This window comes from Rhizobium vallis, assembly GCF_003985155.1.
Taxonomy (GTDB): domain Bacteria; phylum Pseudomonadota; class Alphaproteobacteria; order Rhizobiales; family Rhizobiaceae; genus Rhizobium; species Rhizobium vallis.
Window position 1 is genome coordinate 225788 of sequence record NZ_ML133692.1, and the last position, 19246, is coordinate 245033.

General features: G+C 61.7%; 15 protein-coding genes. 14 read left to right on the forward strand and 1 reads right to left on the reverse strand.

All coding sequences use genetic code 11. From position 1 onward, the window contains the following. Positions 1-2 precede the first annotated feature (2 nt). Positions 3-1085 (forward strand): tetratricopeptide repeat protein, encoded by a 1083-nt coding sequence (locus EFQ99_RS20705; protein ID WP_126923096.1) that lies wholly within the window; start codon positions 3-5, stop codon positions 1083-1085. A gap of 263 nt (positions 1086-1348) precedes the next feature. Next, on the forward strand, positions 1349-3040 hold the full coding sequence (locus EFQ99_RS20710; RefSeq protein ID WP_126923097.1) for an ABC transporter ATP-binding protein: 1692 nt from the start codon (positions 1349-1351) through the stop codon (positions 3038-3040). Positions 3041-3048: 8 nt separating this feature from the next. On the opposite strand, the gene EFQ99_RS20715 is transcribed toward EFQ99_RS20710, so the two are convergent. Then, positions 3049-4791 (reverse strand): chemotaxis protein, encoded by a 1743-nt coding sequence (locus tag EFQ99_RS20715; protein WP_126923098.1) that lies wholly within the window; start codon positions 4789-4791, stop codon positions 3049-3051. Between the two features lie 341 nt (positions 4792-5132). On the opposite strand from EFQ99_RS20715, the gene EFQ99_RS20720 reads away from it, so the two are divergent. The 12 genes from EFQ99_RS20720 (at position 5133) to EFQ99_RS20780 (ending at position 19243) form a co-directional block, all read left to right on the forward strand. Then, entirely contained in the window at positions 5133-5462 is a 330-nt protein-coding gene (locus EFQ99_RS20720) for an STAS domain-containing protein (protein ID WP_126923099.1), read from the forward strand. Then, positions 5459-5827: a response regulator gene (locus EFQ99_RS20725; RefSeq protein WP_008533128.1), complete on the forward strand. Its 369-nt coding sequence runs from the start codon at positions 5459-5461 to the stop codon at positions 5825-5827. The genes EFQ99_RS20720 and EFQ99_RS20725 overlap by 4 nt, the downstream gene beginning before the upstream one ends. Next, positions 5824-7872, forward strand: coding sequence for a chemotaxis protein CheA (locus tag EFQ99_RS20730; RefSeq protein WP_126923100.1), 2049 nt, complete (start codon positions 5824-5826; stop codon positions 7870-7872). The genes EFQ99_RS20725 and EFQ99_RS20730 overlap by 4 nt, the downstream gene beginning before the upstream one ends. Continuing rightward, positions 7869-8381 carry a chemotaxis protein CheW gene (locus tag EFQ99_RS20735; protein ID WP_126923101.1) on the forward strand — a complete coding sequence of 171 codons (513 nt, stop codon included), beginning with the start codon at positions 7869-7871 and terminating at the stop codon, positions 8379-8381. The genes EFQ99_RS20730 and EFQ99_RS20735 overlap by 4 nt, the downstream gene beginning before the upstream one ends. 30 nt (positions 8382-8411) lie before the next feature. Then, positions 8412-10121 (forward strand): methyl-accepting chemotaxis protein, encoded by a 1710-nt coding sequence (locus tag EFQ99_RS20740; protein ID WP_126923102.1) that lies wholly within the window; start codon positions 8412-8414, stop codon positions 10119-10121. Between the two features lie 304 nt (positions 10122-10425). Next, on the forward strand, positions 10426-12486 hold the full coding sequence (locus EFQ99_RS20745; RefSeq protein ID WP_126923103.1) for a HAMP domain-containing methyl-accepting chemotaxis protein: 2061 nt from the start codon (positions 10426-10428) through the stop codon (positions 12484-12486). Positions 12487-12653: 167 nt separating this feature from the next. After that, the gene (locus tag EFQ99_RS20750) at positions 12654-14471 is read left to right on the forward strand and encodes a methyl-accepting chemotaxis protein (protein WP_126923104.1); all 1818 of its coding nucleotides are present in this window, start codon (positions 12654-12656) and stop codon (positions 14469-14471) included. 2 nt (positions 14472-14473) lie between these two features. Beyond that, positions 14474-14950: a chemotaxis protein CheW gene (locus EFQ99_RS20755; RefSeq protein ID WP_037174433.1), complete on the forward strand. Its 477-nt coding sequence runs from the start codon at positions 14474-14476 to the stop codon at positions 14948-14950. 30 nt (positions 14951-14980) lie between these two features. Next, complete coding sequence (locus EFQ99_RS20760) at positions 14981-15835, forward strand: CheR family methyltransferase (RefSeq protein ID WP_126923105.1); 855 nt, start codon at positions 14981-14983, stop codon at positions 15833-15835. Positions 15836-15937: 102 nt separating this feature from the next. Next, positions 15938-17035, forward strand: coding sequence for a protein-glutamate methylesterase/protein-glutamine glutaminase (locus EFQ99_RS20765; protein ID WP_126923106.1), 1098 nt, complete (start codon positions 15938-15940; stop codon positions 17033-17035). A gap of 194 nt (positions 17036-17229) precedes the next feature. Next, positions 17230-18030, forward strand: a complete 801-nt coding sequence (locus EFQ99_RS20775; RefSeq protein ID WP_126923107.1) for an inositol monophosphatase family protein — start codon at positions 17230-17232, stop codon at positions 18028-18030. Positions 18031-18142: 112 nt separating this feature from the next. Further along, positions 18143-19243: a flagellar motor protein MotA gene (locus EFQ99_RS20780; protein WP_126923108.1), complete on the forward strand. Its 1101-nt coding sequence runs from the start codon at positions 18143-18145 to the stop codon at positions 19241-19243. Positions 19244-19246: the final 3 nt, after the last annotated feature.

A 19246-nucleotide genomic window follows, 5' to 3' on the forward strand; every position in this document is an offset into this window, starting at 1 on the left:
TCATGCCGATCCCGCCCGCTCGCCTCTTGAATTATTTCCTCGCCAGCCTGGCCATCTTCATCGCGGCCGGGCCGGATATTGTCGTGGCCCAGGCGCCCGACAGCGTCATCAGCCAGCCGGGCACGGCGCCGGCTGCGACCTTCCGCACCGACCGGCTTGGCGACGAAGACGTGAAACCCTCCGATGGCGTCGGCGTGTTCGATCGCATGGGAGCGAAGCTACCCGACCTGCCGCCGGAGAAGGATTACAAGGGGCCGATTGACGAGGCCTACGGCGCCTATCAGCGCGGCTATTATCTGACCGCCATGGATAAGGCGCTGCCACGCGCCCAGCTCGGCGATCCGGCGGCGCAGACGCTGATCGGCGAAATCCTTTCACAGGGCCTCGGGGTCAAGAAGGATGTGAAGAACGCCGCCTTCTGGTACGGCAAGGCCGCCGAGGGCGGCGATGCGGCGGCGATGTTCAAGTACGCGTTGATGCTGATGGAAGGCGAGGGCGTCCCGCGCGACAAGGCAAAGGCCGACGACTACATGCGCAAGGCGGCCGAAGCCGGCAATTCCTCGGCGGAATTCAACTGGGCGCAGATTCTCGTCGCCGACAATCCCGGAGAAAAGGGCTTGAAGCTCGCGCTGCCCTTCTACGAGAAATCGGCCGAGCAGGGCGTTGCGGATTCGCAATATGCCGTTGCTGAGATCTATGCGTCGCTGAAGGACCTACCGGAGGAAAAGAAGCAGCTCGCCCGCGAATGGTTGGTGCGTGCGGCGCGCGCCGGTTTCGATACTGCCCAGCTCGATCTGGGGATCTGGCTCGTCAACGGCGTCGGCGGACCGAAGGATTATGTCAAGGGTTTCGAATGGCTGAAACTTGCCGCCAATGGCGGCAATGTCGTCGCGCAGAACAAGCTCGCCCATCTCTATATCAACGCCATCGGCACGCCGCCCAATCCGGTCGAGGCGGCGAAATGGTACGTGCTGTCGCGCCGGGCCGGTCTCGCCGATCCGTCGCTCGAGGATTTCTATCTCGGCATAGAAGACAATCAGCAGAAGGCTGCGATCGATGCGGCCAACAAGTTCCGACGGCGATAGCGGCGGCTCGCTCCAATCTGGTGCCCTGCAGCAAGGATCTGAGGGGGGGCAGGCTATCGAGGTCGATAAGTAGTTGATGCTGCTCAGGCCTGGGCGCTCTTCGAATTAGTCCGGCCTGCTCCAGGCTGCGCCGACGTCTGGCCGAGAATGACCTGACGCCTTGGCGCAAGGACATTTGGTGCATTCCCCATAGCCGATCAGGTGGGCCTTATGGCCGCGCCTTCGAATCTGATTGATCCACTCTGCGTTCGGAGAATATCGCGATGTTCCAGATTCTACGGTCGCTTCTCTATGTTTACTGGCGTAGCGCTCGCTGGACAATCGTCAGCGTCGTGGCGATAACGCTCGTGGGAGCCGTTGCCGCGATCGCCGCACCCTATTTCTTCTCGCGGGCGATCGACGAGCTAGCGAGCGATACGGACCGGCGGAATGCAATCCGAATCCTCGTCCTCTATGCGCTGTTAGCCGGCGTTGCGACCGCATTCAGTCAGGCTGCCCGCTTTCTGACTTTCCTTTGCGCCGAACGATTGTCTTTCATCGCGAACTCGGCATTCTTCGCGCGTCTTCTGCGTAAGACGCAGGACTTCTTCCTGGTACACAACGCTGTCGAAATTGGAAATGCCAGGCAGCAAGGTACCGAGACCCTTAACATCGTGACACAGCTCGCTATCGGCGGCATCCTTCCCGGAGCTGTTCAGATTGCATTCAGCACGGTTCTACTCGGTGGTCTGATTAGCTGGGAAATCGCCGCGATTGTCTTCATTTACGGCGCGATCATAGTTGGCGTCGAATACTTTCGCATCGGCTTGGTCACGCCTTTTCTGGACGCGGCGATGGACCGGAGCCAGGAGAACGCCCGCTTCGTCGGCAACGCGATCACGCTCATCGACACTCTGCGGCAGACTCGCGGAGAGCCTTGGATTACGGAGCGTTTCGCAAGGAGCGTCAGCGACGCTTTTGCGAATTGGCGACGCTACTCTCTTGCCAGCAGCGCATTTTGCGGGGTGCTGGGCGTTGCGGCAACGCTTCAGCTTGCCGTGACATTTTTGATCCTCTTGCCCCGCTACGAAGCTGGAATTCTGTCCATCGGAAGTATCGTGCTTTTCAACATCCTCCTTGTCCAACTTAGCGAACCTTTCCACCTGATTGGAATGGCGATCAAAGAAACCGTGGAGGCAACGGCACGGTTTCGTCCGCTTGCTGCGATGTGGGGCGCGCCAGAAGAGCAAGACCCGGATGATCCGGCACCCTATCGCCTTTCGCGAGGGGATGTGGCCTTCGAGAACGTCAGTTTTCACTATCCGGATGGGCGGGGGGTCTCCGCGCTTTCATTCACCGTACAGCGCGGTACCCCGACCTTCATAATCGGCGAAACGGGATCAGGAAAATCGACCGTGCTGAAAATGCTGTTAAAGGCGCTGCGCCCTGCAAAGGGCCGTATTCTGGCCGATGGCGTAGACCTCGCCCGCATTGCAGGCGACGATTGGTTTGCGCATGTCGGCGTCGTGCCCCAGGACGTCGCGCTCCTGAACGACACGATATCCGCAAACATTATGCTCGGCCGCCCGTTTGACTCGGCGCGGTTACGAAAGGCCGCGATGCAGGCGTCCATCCTGTCGCGCATCGAAGCCATGCCCGACGGGTTCGACGCCGTGGTGGGAGAACGAGGCCTGAAGCTGTCGGGCGGGGAACGCCAGCGCATTGCGATCGCCCGCGCTCTTTATAGCGAGCCGGCGGTTCTGATTCTCGATGAGGCAAGTTCCGCTCTGGATGACGATACCGAGCGGCAGATCATGGATGGCCTTCGAGATCTCGCAGGCGATCTAACGATCATAGCGGTGACGCATCGCACCTCGATGATCCGGCCGGGAGATCAGGTGATTCGACTACCACCACCCCATTGCGCTGATCTCGATGAACCGGATACCGCAAAGACGGGTTTGGAATTGCCCTAAAGCGTCGCTTAGAAAAGCGCGTCGGCGAAAAGATCGTCGTCGTTTTCGGCTTTTGGCGTCTCGGCGGCAGCGGCGGTGCTTTCCTCGCTTGCCGGGATGATGTCGCGATGCGTGTTGCGCTCCTGGACCATCGTGTAGAGTTTGAAGATCTTGCGGTCGAGCGGTGCGATCGTCTCGGTGAGATCGGAGATATCGGCAATCTCGGCGCCGGCGACGCCTTCGAGCATATCGGCGCAACGGGCGAGCACGTCGCCGAGATCATGCTGGAAATCGAGCTTGCCGATTAGCAGGCTGATCTTGGTGGCGACTTCGCGGCCGTTTTCGGCGAGAACCTTGAGTTCGTTTTCCATGACATTGGCGGCTGAGCGGATGTTGCCGACGGCCGACGTCAGGCTCTCTCCCAGCCCGCCGGCTCCGGCATCGGTTGCCGGGGCGACGCGGCCGGCCGCGGCTTCGAGCGCAGGCAGGCCGTTGACGATCGCGTCGGCCGAATCGTCGAGCTTGCCGGCGAAGATGCGCAGCTCGGCGGTGACGACGTTGATCGACTTGCCCTCTTCGCCGAGGCGGCTGCAGCGCAGGTTGGTATTCAAAGCCATATAGTGGATGTCGGTCTTGACGGCGCGGATGTTGCCGATCGCCTCGAAGAGTTTGGCGGCCGTGCCGATCGTCGACTGGCTCACCTGGTCGGCCTGCCGGCTTGCCGTATCGACCTGCTTGACGATTTCGTGGGCGGCCGAAACGCTGGATTCCAGCGCGCGCATGAAGTTGCCGCCGGCCTCGCCATTGTCGCCGCTCATCTGATCGCGCAGTTTGAGAATCTCTCTCGTGTCATGGTCGAAACTCGCGATCGTCTTGACGACGCTTTCGGAATCCCGCTGGAAATCGGCGCACATCTCGCTCATCTGTGCTGCCGTCAGATGATGAATGACGTTCTGGAGGCGCTGGCGCGCGCCTGCGTCTAGCCGGGCGCCGTCCTCGCCGGCAAGGAAGTCTTCGAGCAGGGAAAAGGTGGCCTGCACGTGCTCGATGCGCTGGCGGGTGATATCACCGATCTGCAGGGCGGACAATGTCGAAGCGACTTTGCTCTGGACGCCACGGGCAATCGCACCGACCTCGCGGGCGATGACGCCGAGATCCTTGCGGTGTCCGGCGATCTTTGCTGCATCATCGCGGAGCGCCGCCGCAACGGCCGGAACGGTATCGGCATACCCTCTGGAGACGCTGGCGCCCAAGGAGGCGGCAAGTTTGACCTCCTTGTCGAGGCTGTCGAGATGGGCGGCGAAACGGTTGACCTCATCGGTGCCGGAATAGATGCGCTCCAGGATTTCCTGGGCGAAGCCGGCGAACTCTGCAAGCCCGGCGCCGGTGATTTTGACGGTCACGGCGAAGGTTCGGAGATAACGCATTGTCTCCTGCATGTCGGCAACATGCTTGCGCAGTTCCCTGCCGGTATGCGCCAGCGAGACGAGCGCCTGCTGGCGGTTTTCCTCGGTGACCGGCAGCGCCGTCAGGCTCTCGACCGTGGCGCGGAGATCGGCGCTGGTGTCACTCGACTCCTTGTTGTCGAGTGCCTTGGTGACGCTCTCAAGCGAGTTCAACAGACGGTTGAGCACGTCCATTACCGACAGCAGCACCGTCCCGCCTTCGAGGAAACGTTCCTCTACCTGGCTGCGGGCAGATTCCAGGGTCTGACTGATGTCCCGCCCTGACGTGTAGGCTGCAGCGTGTGACGATACCTGAGCGTGTGCCAATTTTATACCTTTTCTTAAAACACAGGCAATTTGACTCTATTTTTACGGGCAGGATGGAAACGACCGGTAAACGCGCCAGACTCGCCTACGTTGTGATTAACGAAAGATGTTGGGGTGATGACGCGGTCAGCTGCAGAGCTGGCGATTATTATCCAACCTGCTGTTTTTTCTCGCTTTATTTTTGAATTCTGAGAGAAAAATACAACTTTTACTGGATGAGAATTGGGAGTCGCGAGATTGGCTGTATAGCCGTTTCCTACAACCGCTGTTTACCCGCCATTAACGCTGTCGTGAGAGTCCTTTAGAGGCCATCAAGTATTTCTCTGGCCCAGGAGGCTGCATTGGATACTCCGAAACAATATTACGAATCTATAAATTTGCCGAATGTGCTGAGTATTCGCTTTTCGTCCGAATTACATTCAAAGATTACGGATGAGTTTCACAACCGCGATACAATCATCATCAACATTCCCGAAGGCGCGGAAGCGGATCTGAGTTTCGTTCAACTCATCGAATCCTCGCGCCGTCAAGCAAAAGCCAAGGGAAAGACGTTCAAGCTTTCTTCGCCAGCCAGCGGCTCGGTCTTGAAGGTACTTGAACGCGCAGGTTTCATTGAATCCTTCGATCAAGAAGACGAAAAGTTCTGGTTGCATAAAGAGGTGACGTTATGAGTGCAAATATCCTGACCGTTGACGATTCCGCCAGCATTCGTCTGACCACCAAGGTCACGCTGACCAATGCAGGCTACAGCGTCACCGAGGCGGTCAACGGGGCAGAGGGACTCGCTGCAGCCAAAGGTAGCAGCTTCGATCTGATCGTGACCGATCTCAACATGCCTGTCATGGACGGGCTGACGATGATCGAGGAGCTGCGCAAGCTGCCGGCGCAGGCAGGCGTGCCGATCATCTTCCTGACGACGGAATCGGACGCCGATCTCAAGGCTCGCGCCAAGGCCGCCGGCGCGACAGGTTGGCTGACCAAGCCGTTCGACCCCGAGAACCTCGTGAAGATCGTGAAGAAGGTCTTAGGAAGATGAGCACCCTCGATCCCGTTGCCGTATTCCGCATGGAAGCCGCTGAATGCCTCGAAGCGATCGAGGCTGGCCTTCTCGACTTGACGCATCAGCTCGACAACAAGGATCTCGTCGACGCCGTGTTCCGCGGCCTCCACACGCTCAAGGGCTCGGGCGCGATGTTCGGTTTCGAGGCGCTCGCCGCCTTCACCCATCATTGCGAAACCGCCTTTGATCGCGTCCGCAAGGGCGAGGTCGCGGCGACCAGCGAACTCGTCGCCGCCGTCCTGGCCGCCCAGGACCATATGCGCGCGCTCGTCGACCAGCCGAACGCCGATCACGGCGACACCGGGCATCAGCTGCTGGCGCAGTTGCAGGCTGCCGTCGGCGGCAAGGCGCCCGCACAAGCGGCGGCCGCCGTTTCCGCGCCCGCCGCCGTGCGCGAAGCTCCGGCAAAGAAGAAGAACAGCTGGCGCATCCGCTTCAGCCTGCCGGCCAATTCGATGGCGAACGGCACCAATCCGCTCGGCCTGCTGGACGAGTTGCGCGATCTCGGCGAATGCACGGTGCGCGCCAACACATCGGCCATTCCACCCCTCGACGAACTCACCCCGACGGAGCTGCACATTTCCTGGGACGTGACGTTGACCGGCGAGCAAGACCGCTCGGCGATCGACGACGTCTTCATCTTCGTGCTCGACGACATGGAACTCAGCGTCGAGGAGATCGGCGGCTCAGCAACCGCCGCTCCGGTGGAAGCAAAGCCGGCACCTGCCCCTGCGGCAGCGGCAACGCCGGTGCCCGTTCCGCCAGCTGCCGTGCCGGAATTCCGGCCTGTCGAGGCGGTACCAGTCAAACGCGAGGCGCCGCCTGCCGCCGTCAGTCAGGCGAAGGCTGCCGAGAATGTGCGCGTTCCGGCCGAGCGGCTCGATGAGCTGATGGACCGCGTCGGTGAACTCGTCATCGCGCAATCGCGCCTCAGCCAGCTCGCCAGCGCCAGCGCCGATATCGCGCTGCGCTCCGTCTCGGAGGAAATCGAACGCCTTTCCGGCGAATTGCGCGACACGATGATGGTGCTGCGCATGGTGCCGGTCGCAACTCTATTCTCCCGCTTCCGCCGTCTTGTCCACGATCTCGCCCGCGAGACCGGCAAGGTGATCGAGCTGGTGACCGAGGGGGAGACCACTGAGGTCGACAAGACAGTCATCGAACGCCTGGCCGATCCGCTGGTGCATCTGGTGCGCAATTCGATCGACCACGGCCTCGAAACGCCTGCCGACCGCCTTGCAACCGGCAAGGCCGAAGCTGGCACCGTGACGCTTTCGGCCCGCCAGGCCGGCGGCGAAGTGATCATCTCGATCAAGGACGACGGCCGGGGTATCAATCGCGAACGGGTTCGCGCCAAGGCGGAATCCTCCGGTCTCATCCATCCCGGCCAGCCGCTTTCCGACTCCGAACTCTTGCAGCTGATCTTCGCCCCCGGCTTTTCAACGGCGGCGGCGATCACCAACCTGTCCGGCCGCGGCGTCGGTATGGACGTCGTCAAGAAGACGGTCGAAGCGCTGCGCGGCGCGATCGATATCGTCAGCGTGCCGGGCCAGGGTTCGGAAGTTTCGCTGCGCATCCCCCTGACGCTTGCCATCATCGATGGCCTGCTGGTGCGCGTCGGCTCCGGCCGCTACGTCATTCCGCTTTCGGCGGTCGAGGAATGCCTCGAGTTGTCGCTCGAGGAAGATCTCCGCTCGCGCGGCCGCAGCTTCATCTCGCTGCGCGACAGCCTGGTGCCGTTCCTGCGCCTGCGCGATCTCTTCCGCACCGGCACGAAACCCGACGTCCATCAGAAGGTCGTGGTCATCTCGACCGGCACCGAGCGCGTCGGCCTCGTCGTCGACCAGATCATCGGCGACCACCAGACGGTCATCAAGTCGATGTCGAAACTGCACAATGACGTGGCGACCTTCTCGGGTGCGACCATTCTCGGCGACGGCAGCGTCGCCCTCATTCTCGACGTCGGGCACCTGGTTGCCGCGGGTCAGCAACAGGAGGCGCAATTGCGGGTAGCAAGATGAGTGCAACAGCAGCAACAGCCGAACGGTTCGACAATCACTGGAGCTATGCCGAGGAAGTCGAAGTGCTGACCTTCGATCTCAACGGCGAGACCTTCGCGCTGGAAGCGGTCATCGTTCAGGAAATCCTGGACCTGCTTCCGGAGACCGCGGTGCCGGGCAGCCAGCCCTTCGTCGCCAGTGTCATCAACTTTCGCGGCAAGGTCATTCCGCTCGCCGACCTGCGTCTCGCCTTCGGGATGGAAGCCGCGGAGGCGACGATCGACAGCCGCATCATCGTCATCGAAATCGATCTGCAGGGCGAGCAGACGCTCGTCGGCCTCAGGACCGACAAGGTGAACGAGGTGACGACGCTTGCAAAGACCGCGAGCGAGGCGCCACCGAGCATCGGCATGCGTTGGCGCGCCGACTACATCAACTGCCTGGTGAAGAGGGGCGGAGAGTTCATCATTCTCCCGAATCTGCAGGCGATCTTTTCATCGCGGCACGATGCGGCGGGGGCCGGCAATTGACGCCGATGAATTCAAACTGAGGGCAAACCGATGCGATTGACAATCAAGACGAAATTGGTGACCGCGTTCACCTTCATCATTCTGATGCTCGTAGGCACCGCCGCTTACGGTGTCCTCAGCCTTGGATCGCTGAACGATACGATCGACAAACTTCTTTCCGGCCCGGCAGCCCGTCTCGATCTTGCTCAGCAGATCAACATCGCCCAGCTGGAGGCGATCCGTCAGCAGAAGAACCTTCTCACCGCGCGTAGTGCCGATGATGTGGCTGGCGCGATCGAGAAGGGCAACCAGGCTCACAAGGAATTCGACGACGCCTTCAACAAGGTACAGACGCTTGCGACCGAAGAGGGTAAGGCGCGCTGGGCGCGTATCGCCGAACTTTCCAAGACCTTCCTCGCCGCCGACGAGCAGATCCGCGCCTATGTGAAGGCGGGCAATGTCGATGGCGCAAACGATATCTCCGTTACGACGGCGCGCGCCGCCGCCAACAATATCGACTCGACGCTTACCGAAATCCTGGCGCTCGAAAAGCAGCGCATGAAGGCTGCCGACGATGGCGCCCAAACACAGTACGAGACGACCCGGACCACGATGGTTGCCGTTGCCGCCGTCGCCCTGGTGGTTGCTGCCCTGACGGCTTTCTGGATCGCCGGCACGATCAGCAAGGGTCTCAACCGCGCCAACACCGTGGTTCGCGAAGTGTCAGAAGGTGATCTGACGAAGATGGCCGAGATCACCGGCCATGACGAGATCGGCGAACTTCTGGGCAACGTCAACATCATGATCGAGCGTTTGCGCGGCGTCGTCGCCGATGCGTTGTCGGCCGCGGAGAACGTCTCTTCCGGTAGCCAGCAGCTTTCGGCAAGTTCCGAACAGGTGTCGCAGGGCGCCACGGAGCAGGCCGCTTCCGCCGAAGAGGCTTCCGCCTCGATGGAGGAGATGGCCGCCAACATCAAGCAGAACGCCGATAATGCCGCCCAGACGGAGAAGATCGCGCGACAATCGGCCAAGGATGCGGAAGCCAGCGGCGAGGCTGTCACGCGCGCTGTCGACGCGATGCGCACGATCGCCCAGAAGATCAGCATCGTCCAGGAAATCGCCCGTCAGACCGATTTGCTGGCACTCAACGCGGCTGTGGAAGCAGCACGCGCAGGCGAGCACGGCAAGGGCTTTGCGGTGGTGGCATCGGAAGTACGCAAGCTTGCCGAACGCAGCCAGTCGGCCGCAGCCGAAATCAGCTCGATGTCGAGCGATACCGTCAAGGCTGCCGCCGATGCTGGTGAGATGCTCGGCCGCCTGGTTCCCGACATCCGCAAGACGGCGGAACTGGTCTCCGAGATCAGCGCCGCCTGCCGCGAACAGGATATCGGCGCCTCGCAGATCAATGAGGCGATCCAGCAGCTCGACAAGGTGACGCAACAGAATGCCGGGGCTTCCGAGCAGATGTCGGCAACCTCCGAGGAGCTTGCCTCGCAGGCGGAAGAACTGCAGACATCGATCGCCTTCTTCAAGGTCGATGCGGCAGGCAGCGCGCGGACCGGTGCCCAGCGGACGCAGCCGAAAGGCTCGGCCAAGGTGGTCAAGGCCTCGGCCGCTGCCCGCAAACCCGCCCCGCAGGCCCAGGGACAGGGTCGCGGCCAGACGGTTTCGGCTCAGCAGCAGCGTCTCAAGGGCTTTGCTCTCGACATGTCGATGGGCGGTCCTGATGCCGGCGACGACGACTTCAGGGAGAGCGCGTAGCGCTCCCCCCGGTGAGGCGCCCGAGCGCCTTCGCCCTCATGTAATCCCTCGGGCTGCTCCGGTGGCCCGAGGCGGAAATATCCCCAACGTGTGTACGCGTTGGTGCTGCGACGGATAGATGTCCGGCTGCCGGGAAGTGAATGTAGTCGCTTTCCCCCTTTCAGACACATCACTTTGAATTTCGGCGTTCCGTGGACGGCTGCGTCTCCTTCCTCGGCATGTTTTGCCGGTCGGATCCTTGCTGTGTGATGCCGCGCGTCCCGGATTCACATTTATTGCTTCGCTCTCACAGAGGAATATTGAGATGCGTATTACGATTAAACTTAAACTCGCAGCCGCATTTGGCTTTGTCATATTATTGCTCGTGGGTAGCGCGGTTTACGGAATCCTCAGCCTCGGCTCGCTGAACGACGCCGTCGGCAACCTTGTTTCGGGGCCTGCAAAGAGACTGGAACTGGCGCTGGAAGCCAAGGCTGCGGAACTCAATGCCGTTCGCTGGCAGAAGAATGCCCTTCTGGAAATGAATCCCGAAGTGGTCACGAAGGACTACCAGAACTCGGCGAAGAGCATGGAAGACATGCTCACCTTTGCGACAGGCGGCCAGCAGCTCGCAACTGTCGAGGGCAAGCCCACTTGGGACCGGCTGGTGGAGCTCGCCAAACGTTTCACTGAAGACTCCAACAAGGTCGCCTCCCTGCAGCAGAGCGGCGATAGGACGGGCGCTGCCGCCCTTTCGGCGGGAGAGGTTCGCAGCCTGGTCATGGAACTGGAGGACGTTTTCGAGACGCTCGTCGGCCTTCAGCAGAAGGCGATGGCGCAAGCTGATAACGATAACGACGCTCTCTACAGTTCCACTAGGAACATGTTGATCGGCATCGCGATCGGCGCGTCTTTCATCGCTTTCGCTGCCGCGCTTTGGATCGCGCTCGGCGTCAACAGTGGTCTGCGCAAGATCATGGACGTCGCCGGCGCCGTTGCCATCGGCGACCTGAACCAGAAGGTCGAGATCAGGAGCAACGACGAGATCAAGGACCTCGTGAACACGATCAACGTCATGACCGACAATCTGCGCAACACCGCGGAGATCGCAAACGAGATCTCGAATGGCGACCTCAGCGTCACGCCGAAGCCGCTTTCCGACAAGGATACGCTCGGCATCGCCATGCTCGGCATGGTCAACAATCTGCGCGCCACCGCCAATGCCGCCAACCAGATCGCCGAAGGTGACCTTTCCGTCGACGTCAAGCCGCTCTCGGCCAAGGATACGCTCGGCATCGCGATGCAGAGCATGGTTGCCAATCTTCGCGTCACCGCCGAGATCGCCACGCAGATTGCGAATGGCGATTTGATGGTGTCTCCCAAGCCGCTTTCGGCCAAGGACACGCTCGGCATTGCGCTGGAGCAGATGGTCGAACGCCTGCGCGATGTCGTCGCCGATGCGATTGCCGCTGCCGAGAGCGTCTCGGCCGGCAGCCAGGAATTGTCGGCAAGCTCGGAACAGGTGTCGCAGGGCGCCAGCGAACAGGCGGCTTCCGCCGAAGAGGCCTCCGCCTCGATGGAGGAGATGGCTTCCAACATCAAGCAGAATGCCGACAACGCCGCCCAGACCGAGAAGATCGCCCGTCAGTCGGCCAAGGATGCGGAGATGAGCGGAAGCGCCGTTGCCCGCGCCGTCGACGCGATGCGCACGATCGCCCAGAAGATCAGCATCGTCCAGGAGATCGCCCGCCAAACCGATCTGCTGGCTCTCAACGCCGCCGTCGAAGCCGCTCGTGCAGGTGAACACGGCAAGGGTTTTGCGGTCGTGGCTTCCGAGGTTCGCAAGCTCGCCGAACGCAGCCAGTCAGCCGCCGCCGAAATCGGCGCTATGTCGAGCGACACCGTGACGGCCGCTCAGGAAGCCGGCGACATGCTCGGTCGCTTGGTGCCCGATATCCGCAAGACGGCCGAGCTGGTCTCCGAGATCAGCGCTGCCTGCCGCGAACAGGATATCGGCGCTTCGCAGATCAACGAGGCGATCCAGCAGCTCGACAAGGTGACGCAGCAGAACGCCGGCGCCTCCGAGCAGATGTCGGCAACCTCCGAAGAACTCGCTGCCCAGGCGGAAGAGCTGCAGGCATCGATCTCCTTCTTCAAGGTCGAGATGGCAGACAACCGCAGGGCAGCGGCGAGCGGCCGCCAGGGCCGCGCCGCGGCCGCCAAAATGAGTGCGCGAGGCCCGGCCGCGGCGGCGCGCAATCCCGCCCCCAAGGCGGCTCCCGCCAACAGCGTTACCGGCCAGCAGGCCCGTGCGAAGGGGTTTGCTCTCGATATGTCGATGGGCGGTCCCGACACGTCGGACGATGAATTCCGGGAGAGCGCCTAGGCGCTCTCTCGATGCAGAACGGGGCCTGTTGCAGCGGCCCTTCGGATAAGGCCGACGCATTGATGCGCCGGAGGATGCCGGCAGAACCGTGAACGCATGAAGCGTCTTCACTACTGCGCAATTTGAAATTCGCAGGAAGTCCACAACAATTCTAAAGGGGTGTTAGAATGCGTTTCACGATCAAACTCAAACTGAGCCTGGTGTTCGGTTTCATCGTTCTCCTGACCTGCGCCATGGCAGGTCTTTCGATCTACAATCTCTCGTCGCTGAACAGCGACATCTCGATCATGGTTGCCGGTCCGGTCGCCAATCTGCGCGATTCCGGCGACCTTTCCGATGCCGTTATGCGTTCCATCCGCGCCGAAAAGGACGCGATCATCAACACCGATGCCAGCAAGATCGGCGGTTATGTCGATGAGATCTCGCAGCAGCGAGATCTCATCAAAACGCTCCATACCCGCCTTGCAGCCTCCGAGGATCCGCAGATCAAGACGGCGATGGCGCAGTTCGGCGATCTCTACGGCAAATGGACGGCGCTGCAGGATCATGTTGCCGATCTCGCAAAACAGAACACGACGGAATCCAATGCCCAGGCCGGCGTCATCTCGATGGGCGAGGGCCAGCAGGTGACGACCCAGCTTCTCGGCATCCTCGCCAAGCTGAACGACACTGTGACCGGCAACGTCGCCGAAACGGACGCGGCCACCAACGATCAGTATGCGCAGTCGCGCAACATGCTTTTGATGATGACGGTCGGCCTGATCGTCGTCTCGTCGGCGGCTGCCATCTGGATCCTGCTCAATATCTCCCGTGGCCTGAAGCGCGCCGTCGGTCTTGCCGATGCCGTCAGCATCGGCGACCTCGAACAGAATATCGAGCACAAGAGCAATGACGAAATCCGCGATCTCGTCCATTCGATGAGCCGGATGACCGCGAACCTGCGCAATACCGCGACGATCGCCAATCAGATCTCCAACGGCGACCTGATGGTTTCTCCGAAACCGCTGTCTGAAAAGGATATGCTCGGCATTGCGCTCGAGCAGATGGTCGAACGGTTGCGCGGTGTCGTCGCCGACGCGATTTCGGCGGCCGAAAATGTTTCGGCCGGCAGCCAGGAGCTTTCGGCCAGTTCCGAGCAGGTGTCGCAGGGCGCCAGCGAACAGGCCGCTTCCGCCGAAGAGGCATCCGCCTCGATGGAAGAGATGGCAGCCAACATCAAGCAGAACGCCGACAATGCCGCCCAGACCGAGAAGATCGCCCGCCAATCCGCCAAGGATGCGGAAGCCAGCGGGGATGCGGTGACGCGCGCCGTGCAGGCAATGCGGACGATCGCCGAGAAGATCAGCATCGTCCAGGAGATCGCCCGCCAAACCGATCTTCTAGCCCTCAACGCTGCTGTCGAAGCGGCGCGCGCCGGCGAGCACGGTAAGGGTTTTGCGGTCGTGGCTTCCGAGGTTCGCAAGCTCGCCGAACGCAGCCAGTCGGCCGCGGCCGAAATCGGGGCTATGTCGAGCGATACGGTCAAGGCCGCCCAGGAAGCCGGCGACATGCTTGGCCGGTTGGTGCCTGACATCCGCAAGACGGCGGAACTGGTCTCCGAGATCAGCGCCGCCTGCCGCGAGCAGGATATCGGGGCTGCCCAGATCAACGAGGCGATCCAGCAGCTCGACAAGGTGACGCAGCAGAATGCGGGGGCTTCCGAGCAGATGTCGGCAACCTCCGAAGAGCTCGCCTCGCAGGCGGAAGAACTGCAGACGTCGATCGCCTTCTTCAAGGTCGATAAGGCAGGCGGATCTCGCGAGCGCGCGCCGGCTGCCAGGATGACGGTGCGGAGCCTCGCGCCGGCCGCCGGCCGCAAGCCTGCGGCCAAGAAACCGGCCGCCAACAGCGTCGCCAGCCAACAGGCGCGCGTGAAAGGTTTCGCTCTCGATCTCTCCATGGGCGGTCCCGATGACGGGGACGCCGATTTCAAGGAAAGTGCATAATCATGGCCACGACATCTCTGGAAGCACAATTCGTGACCTTCAGCCTCGGCGACGAGATTTTCGCCGTGCCGGTTGAGGTGGTGCGGGAAATCCTCGACTATGCGGAAGCTTTCAAGATTCCGAACGGTCCCGACTATCTGCTCGGCCTGCGCGACGTGCGCGGGCAGGGCGTGCCGACGATCGATCTTCGATTGAAGCTCGGCATGACGAAGACCGTGCCGACACCGCACACGCGGGTGCTCGTTCTCGACGTGCCGATGGAGAGCCGGCTGCTCACCCTCGGCCTCGTCGCCGACCGCGTCTTCGAGGTCACGCCGTTCCGGCGTGACCAGATCGAGGCGGCGCCCGACATCGGCGTGCGCTGGCGCTCGGACTATATCGCCGGGGTCGTCCGCCGCGAGAACGGCTTCGTCGTCATCATCGATCTTGCACGATTGCTATCGCGCGAGGACGCCTCGGCACTGCAATCGGCGGCCTGACACCCAAGTCAACCTGGAGTACTGCGTTCTATGAGTATGGCAGCGGTGGAAACCCAATTGCCCGGCGACCGGATCAGCAAGCGCAATTTCGACAAGCTTGCCCGATTCATCTACGATTATAGCGGCATAAAGATGCCGCCGACCAAGCTGACGATGCTCGAAGGGCGGCTGAGGCGCCGCCTTCGTGCGACCAATCATTCGACCTTCGACGATTATTGCGACTTCCTGTTCAATCACGACGGCCTTGCCCAGGAAACCGTCTATCTCATCGACGTGGTGACGACGAATAAGACCGACTTCTTCCGGGAAGCCAAGCATTTCGACTATTTGCAGACGGTGGCGCTGCCGACGATCGCCAACAGCGGCGTGCGCACCATTCGCACCTGGAGCTCGGCCTGCTCGACGGGGGCCGAACCCTACACGATGGCGATGGTGTTGGCAGAATTTGCCGAAGGCTGCAACGGCGTCTCCTACAGCGTGCTCGCCACCGATCTTTCCACCGACGTGCTGCAGACCGCGCGCCGGGGCATCTATCCGGAAGATATCATTGCGCCGGTGCCGCGCGACCTGCAGCGCAAATACGTGTTGGTCGCCAAGCAGCCGGGCCGCAGGGAGGTGCGCATCACGCCGAAACTGCGCAGCAGGGTGGGTTTTGCCCGAATGAACCTGATGGACGATAAATATTCGGTCGGCGACTTGATGAACATCATCTTCTGCCGCAACGTGCTGATCTACTTCGACAAGCAAACCCAGGCCGGTGTGCTCAACCGTCTCTGCAATTGCCTGGCGAAGGGCGGCTACATGTTCATCGGCCATTCCGAATCGATCACCGGTTTCGACCTGCCACTGAAGCAGGTTTCGAACACGGTGTTTCAGCGTATCTAGAGCATTTCCGCTTTTGGCGGAAATGCTCTATCTCTTCGTTTTCACGTAATTCGGGACGCAAAACCGCTACACACTTTTGCTGGAATTGCTCTAGAGGCATGCATGCGCAAGAAAATCCGCGTTCTCATCATCGACGATTCCGCCAGTATCCGCCAGACGCTGAGCCATGTGCTGGAGCAGGATCCCGATATCGAGATCATGGGGGTCGCATCCGATCCTTTCGTGGCGGCGCGGAAGCTGCAGGAGGAAATCCCCGATGTTATCACGCTCGACGTGGAGATGCCGCGCATGGATGGCATCACCTTCCTGCGCAAGCTGATGTCGCAGCGGCCGATCCCCGTCGTGATGTGCTCGTCGCTGACGGAGGCCGGTTCGGAAACGCTGATCCAGGCGCTCGAGGCTGGCGCCGTCGATGTCATCCTGAAATCGAAGATCGGAGCTGCCGACGGTCTCGCCGATGACGCCATGCGCATTCGCGAAGTCGTGAAAAGCGCTTCGCACGCGCGGCTTTCCACCGTGCGCCGCGCGGCTGGAACCATTCGCTCCGCCTCCGCCGAGGGGCCGGCCAAGAAGCTGACGGCGGATGCGATGCTGCCACCGCCGACGGGACGGGCGATGGCGAAGACGACGGAGATGGTCGTCTGCGTCGGCGCCTCCACCGGCGGCACCGAGGCGCTGCGCGAATTCCTGGAGGAATTGCCGGCCAATGCGCCTGGTGTGGTGATCGTCCAGCATATGCCGGAGAAATTCACCGCCGCCTTCGCCAAGCGCCTGAACGGGCTCTGCGAGGTCGAGGTCAAGGAAGCCGTGGACGGCGACCCGGTGCTGCGCGGTCATGTGCTGATCGCGCCCGGCGACAAGCACATGCTGCTCGAACGCCAGGGCGCGCGCTATTATGTGAGCGTAAAGACCGGCCCGCTGGTCTCTCGCCACCGACCTTCCGTCGACGTGCTCTTCCGCTCGGCGGCGCGATCGGCCGGCTCGAACGCCATGGGCATCATCATGACCGGTATGGGCGATGACGGAGCGCGCGGCATGCTGGAGATGCATGAGGCCGGCGCCTATACGGTGGCACAGGACGAGGCAAGTTCCGTTGTCTTCGGCATGCCGAAAGAGGCAATCGCCAAGGGTGGCGTCGACCGCATCCTGCCGCTCGACCAGATCGCCCGCGAAGTGCTGATGACGCAGCAGAAGTTCTGAGATTGGCTCGGCCGGCCGGCAAAGCGAGCGATTTCCGGCGCCGCCAGGCAGCCATGCGCGCCTCCCCTTGAAATTTCCGTGATTTTGTGGTCTTGAGGCCGCCAATCTTTGCAGCGCTGCCTGTCTGCATGTTCAGGGACATTTCCCGCCCTGGCAGCGCGCGCCCCGTATCAGTCCCAAGGAAAAATGCGCAGATGGCCCGTTCAGCTCTTCTCAATGTCATGGTTCAGGCTGCCCTCAAGGCAGGAAAATCGCTGGGGCGTGATTTCGGCGAAGTGCAGAACCTGCAGGTTTCCGTGAAGGGGCCGGGCGATTTCGTTTCCACCGCTGACCGCAAGGCTGAGAAGATCGTTCGGGAGGAACTGCTCAAGGCGCGTCCGACCTATGGCTTCCTCGGCGAGGAAAGCGAGGAGATCAAGGGCACAGACGGTGCGCATCGCTGGATCGTCGATCCGCTCGACGGCACGACGAACTTCCTCCACGGCATCCCGGCCTTTGCCGTTTCGGTTGCACTCGAACGCAACGGCGAGATCGTCGCCGCCGTCGTTTTCAATCCGGCGACCGACGAACTCTATACCGCTGAACGCGGCGGCGGCGCCTTCCTCAACGACCGGCGCCTGCGCGTCGCTGCACGCCGCGTGCTGTCCGATTGCGTCGTCGGCTGCGGCGTGCCGGCGCTTGGCAAACGCAATCACGGCAAGTTCCTGGTAGAGCTTCGCCACGTGATGGGCGAAGTGGCCGGCATCCGCCGCCTGGGTTCGCCGACGCTCGATCTCGCCTATGTCGCTGCCGGTCGTTTCGACGGTTTCTGGGAAGCGGAACTGGCGCCCTGGGACATGGCGGCCGGTATCCTGCTCATCCGCGAAGCCGGCGGTTTCGCCACCGATTGGGACGGCGGGACGGCCATTCTGGAGAGCGGTGCGATCGTCGCCGGCAACGAAGCTATTCACAAGGCGCTGATCGAGGTCATCAAGCGACCGATCCCCGCGAAGTGACGGAACGGAAAACCGGCTGTTGTAAAGTCACGGTTTTCGCCCCGGCATACTTCAATTCGGCACAATGTTGATCTAGTCTCCGCCAGCAATGAGTTCGGAGGCTGCTGAACCTATGGAAAATGTGAATGTGGCGGAGATCGGCTCCACCGAAAAGGCGCCCGGTGGTTATGCTTACAGGCTTTCGAGCCCCATGCCCTTCCTCTGGACGATGCTGCTTTTCCTGGTTATCGTCGGTTTCATCGCCGCAATCCTCTTCCGGCAGACACAGACTGCCTTCATGCACAATCCGGGCCTCAATGGCCTGATCCTCGGCGTTCTCGCGGTCGGAATCATCCTTGTTTTCAATCATGTACTGGCGCTTCGCCCCGAGGTGCGCTGGTTCAATTCCTTCCGCGCCGCCGGTAGCGCCGACAAGGTCAACCGCAATCCCCGGCTGCTTGCGCCGATGCGGGCGCTGATCGGCAGCCGCAAGAGCGCTGTGGCGCTGTCGACGACGGCGCTACGCTCGATCCTCGATTCGATCGCCACCCGCCTCGACGAATCGCGCGACGTTTCGCGCTACCTGATCGGCCTTCTTGTCTTCCTCGGCCTGCTCGGCACCTTCTGGGGCCTCATCGGCACGATCGGTTCGATCAGCATCGTCATCCAGTCGCTCGATGCCAGCTCGAACGGTACGGGGGATGTGCTCTCGGCGCTGAAGGAAGGGCTTTCCACGCCGCTTTCGGGCATGGGCCAGGCCTTCTCCTCCTCGCTGCTCGGCCTTTCCGGTTCGCTCATTCTCGGCTTCCTCGACCTGCAGGCCGGCCGGGCGCAGAACCGCTTCTACATGGAGCTGGAAAACTGGCTCTCCTCCGTCACTGATGTCGGCTCCGATCTTGCGCCGGCCCTCGATGCCGTTTCCGGCTCGTCGGAAGATATGCGCGCGCTTTCCGATTATCTGCGCAAGGTCTCGGAAGAGGGTGGCGTCGGCACCCAGCGCTCCGTCGCCGCCATGGCGAGCCTGGCCGAAGGCATTCAGGGGCTCGTCAAGAACATGCGTAACGAGCAGCAGATGCTGCGCGACTGGATCGAGGCGCAACAGGACGAGGCGAAGGCGATGCGCCGCACGCTTGACCGGCTGGCGGAACGCATCGGCCTGCAGGAACGTGGGGGCGACAGGAGCGAGCGCGCGCGCGACCGCGCAAGCCAGACAGAGAAGAGCGAGGGCAAGTAAGCC

What these genes read in the sequence shown, in the direction of transcription:
- EFQ99_RS20775 (WP_126923107.1), top strand. Translation starts at nt 17,230, where the DNA reads ATGGCCCGTTCAGCTCTTCTCAATGTCATGGTTCAGGCTGCCCTCAAG.
- EFQ99_RS20760 (WP_126923105.1), top strand. Translation starts at nt 14,981, where the DNA reads ATGAGTATGGCAGCGGTGGAAACCCAATTGCCCGGCGACCGGATCAGC.
- EFQ99_RS20750 (WP_126923104.1), top strand. Translation starts at nt 12,654, where the DNA reads ATGCGTTTCACGATCAAACTCAAACTGAGCCTGGTGTTCGGTTTCATC.
- EFQ99_RS20740 (WP_126923102.1), top strand. Translation starts at nt 8,412, where the DNA reads ATGCGATTGACAATCAAGACGAAATTGGTGACCGCGTTCACCTTCATC.
- EFQ99_RS20730 (WP_126923100.1), top strand. Translation starts at nt 5,824, where the DNA reads ATGAGCACCCTCGATCCCGTTGCCGTATTCCGCATGGAAGCCGCTGAA.
- EFQ99_RS20780 (WP_126923108.1), top strand. Translation starts at nt 18,143, where the DNA reads ATGGAAAATGTGAATGTGGCGGAGATCGGCTCCACCGAAAAGGCGCCC.
- EFQ99_RS20710 (WP_126923097.1), top strand. Translation starts at nt 1,349, where the DNA reads ATGTTCCAGATTCTACGGTCGCTTCTCTATGTTTACTGGCGTAGCGCT.
- EFQ99_RS20755 (WP_037174433.1), top strand. Translation starts at nt 14,474, where the DNA reads ATGGCCACGACATCTCTGGAAGCACAATTCGTGACCTTCAGCCTCGGC.
- EFQ99_RS20765 (WP_126923106.1), top strand. Translation starts at nt 15,938, where the DNA reads ATGCGCAAGAAAATCCGCGTTCTCATCATCGACGATTCCGCCAGTATC.
- EFQ99_RS20725 (WP_008533128.1), top strand. Translation starts at nt 5,459, where the DNA reads ATGAGTGCAAATATCCTGACCGTTGACGATTCCGCCAGCATTCGTCTG.
- EFQ99_RS20705 (WP_126923096.1), top strand. Translation starts at nt 3, where the DNA reads ATGCCGATCCCGCCCGCTCGCCTCTTGAATTATTTCCTCGCCAGCCTG.
- EFQ99_RS20745 (WP_126923103.1), top strand. Translation starts at nt 10,426, where the DNA reads ATGCGTATTACGATTAAACTTAAACTCGCAGCCGCATTTGGCTTTGTC.
- EFQ99_RS20735 (WP_126923101.1), top strand. Translation starts at nt 7,869, where the DNA reads ATGAGTGCAACAGCAGCAACAGCCGAACGGTTCGACAATCACTGGAGC.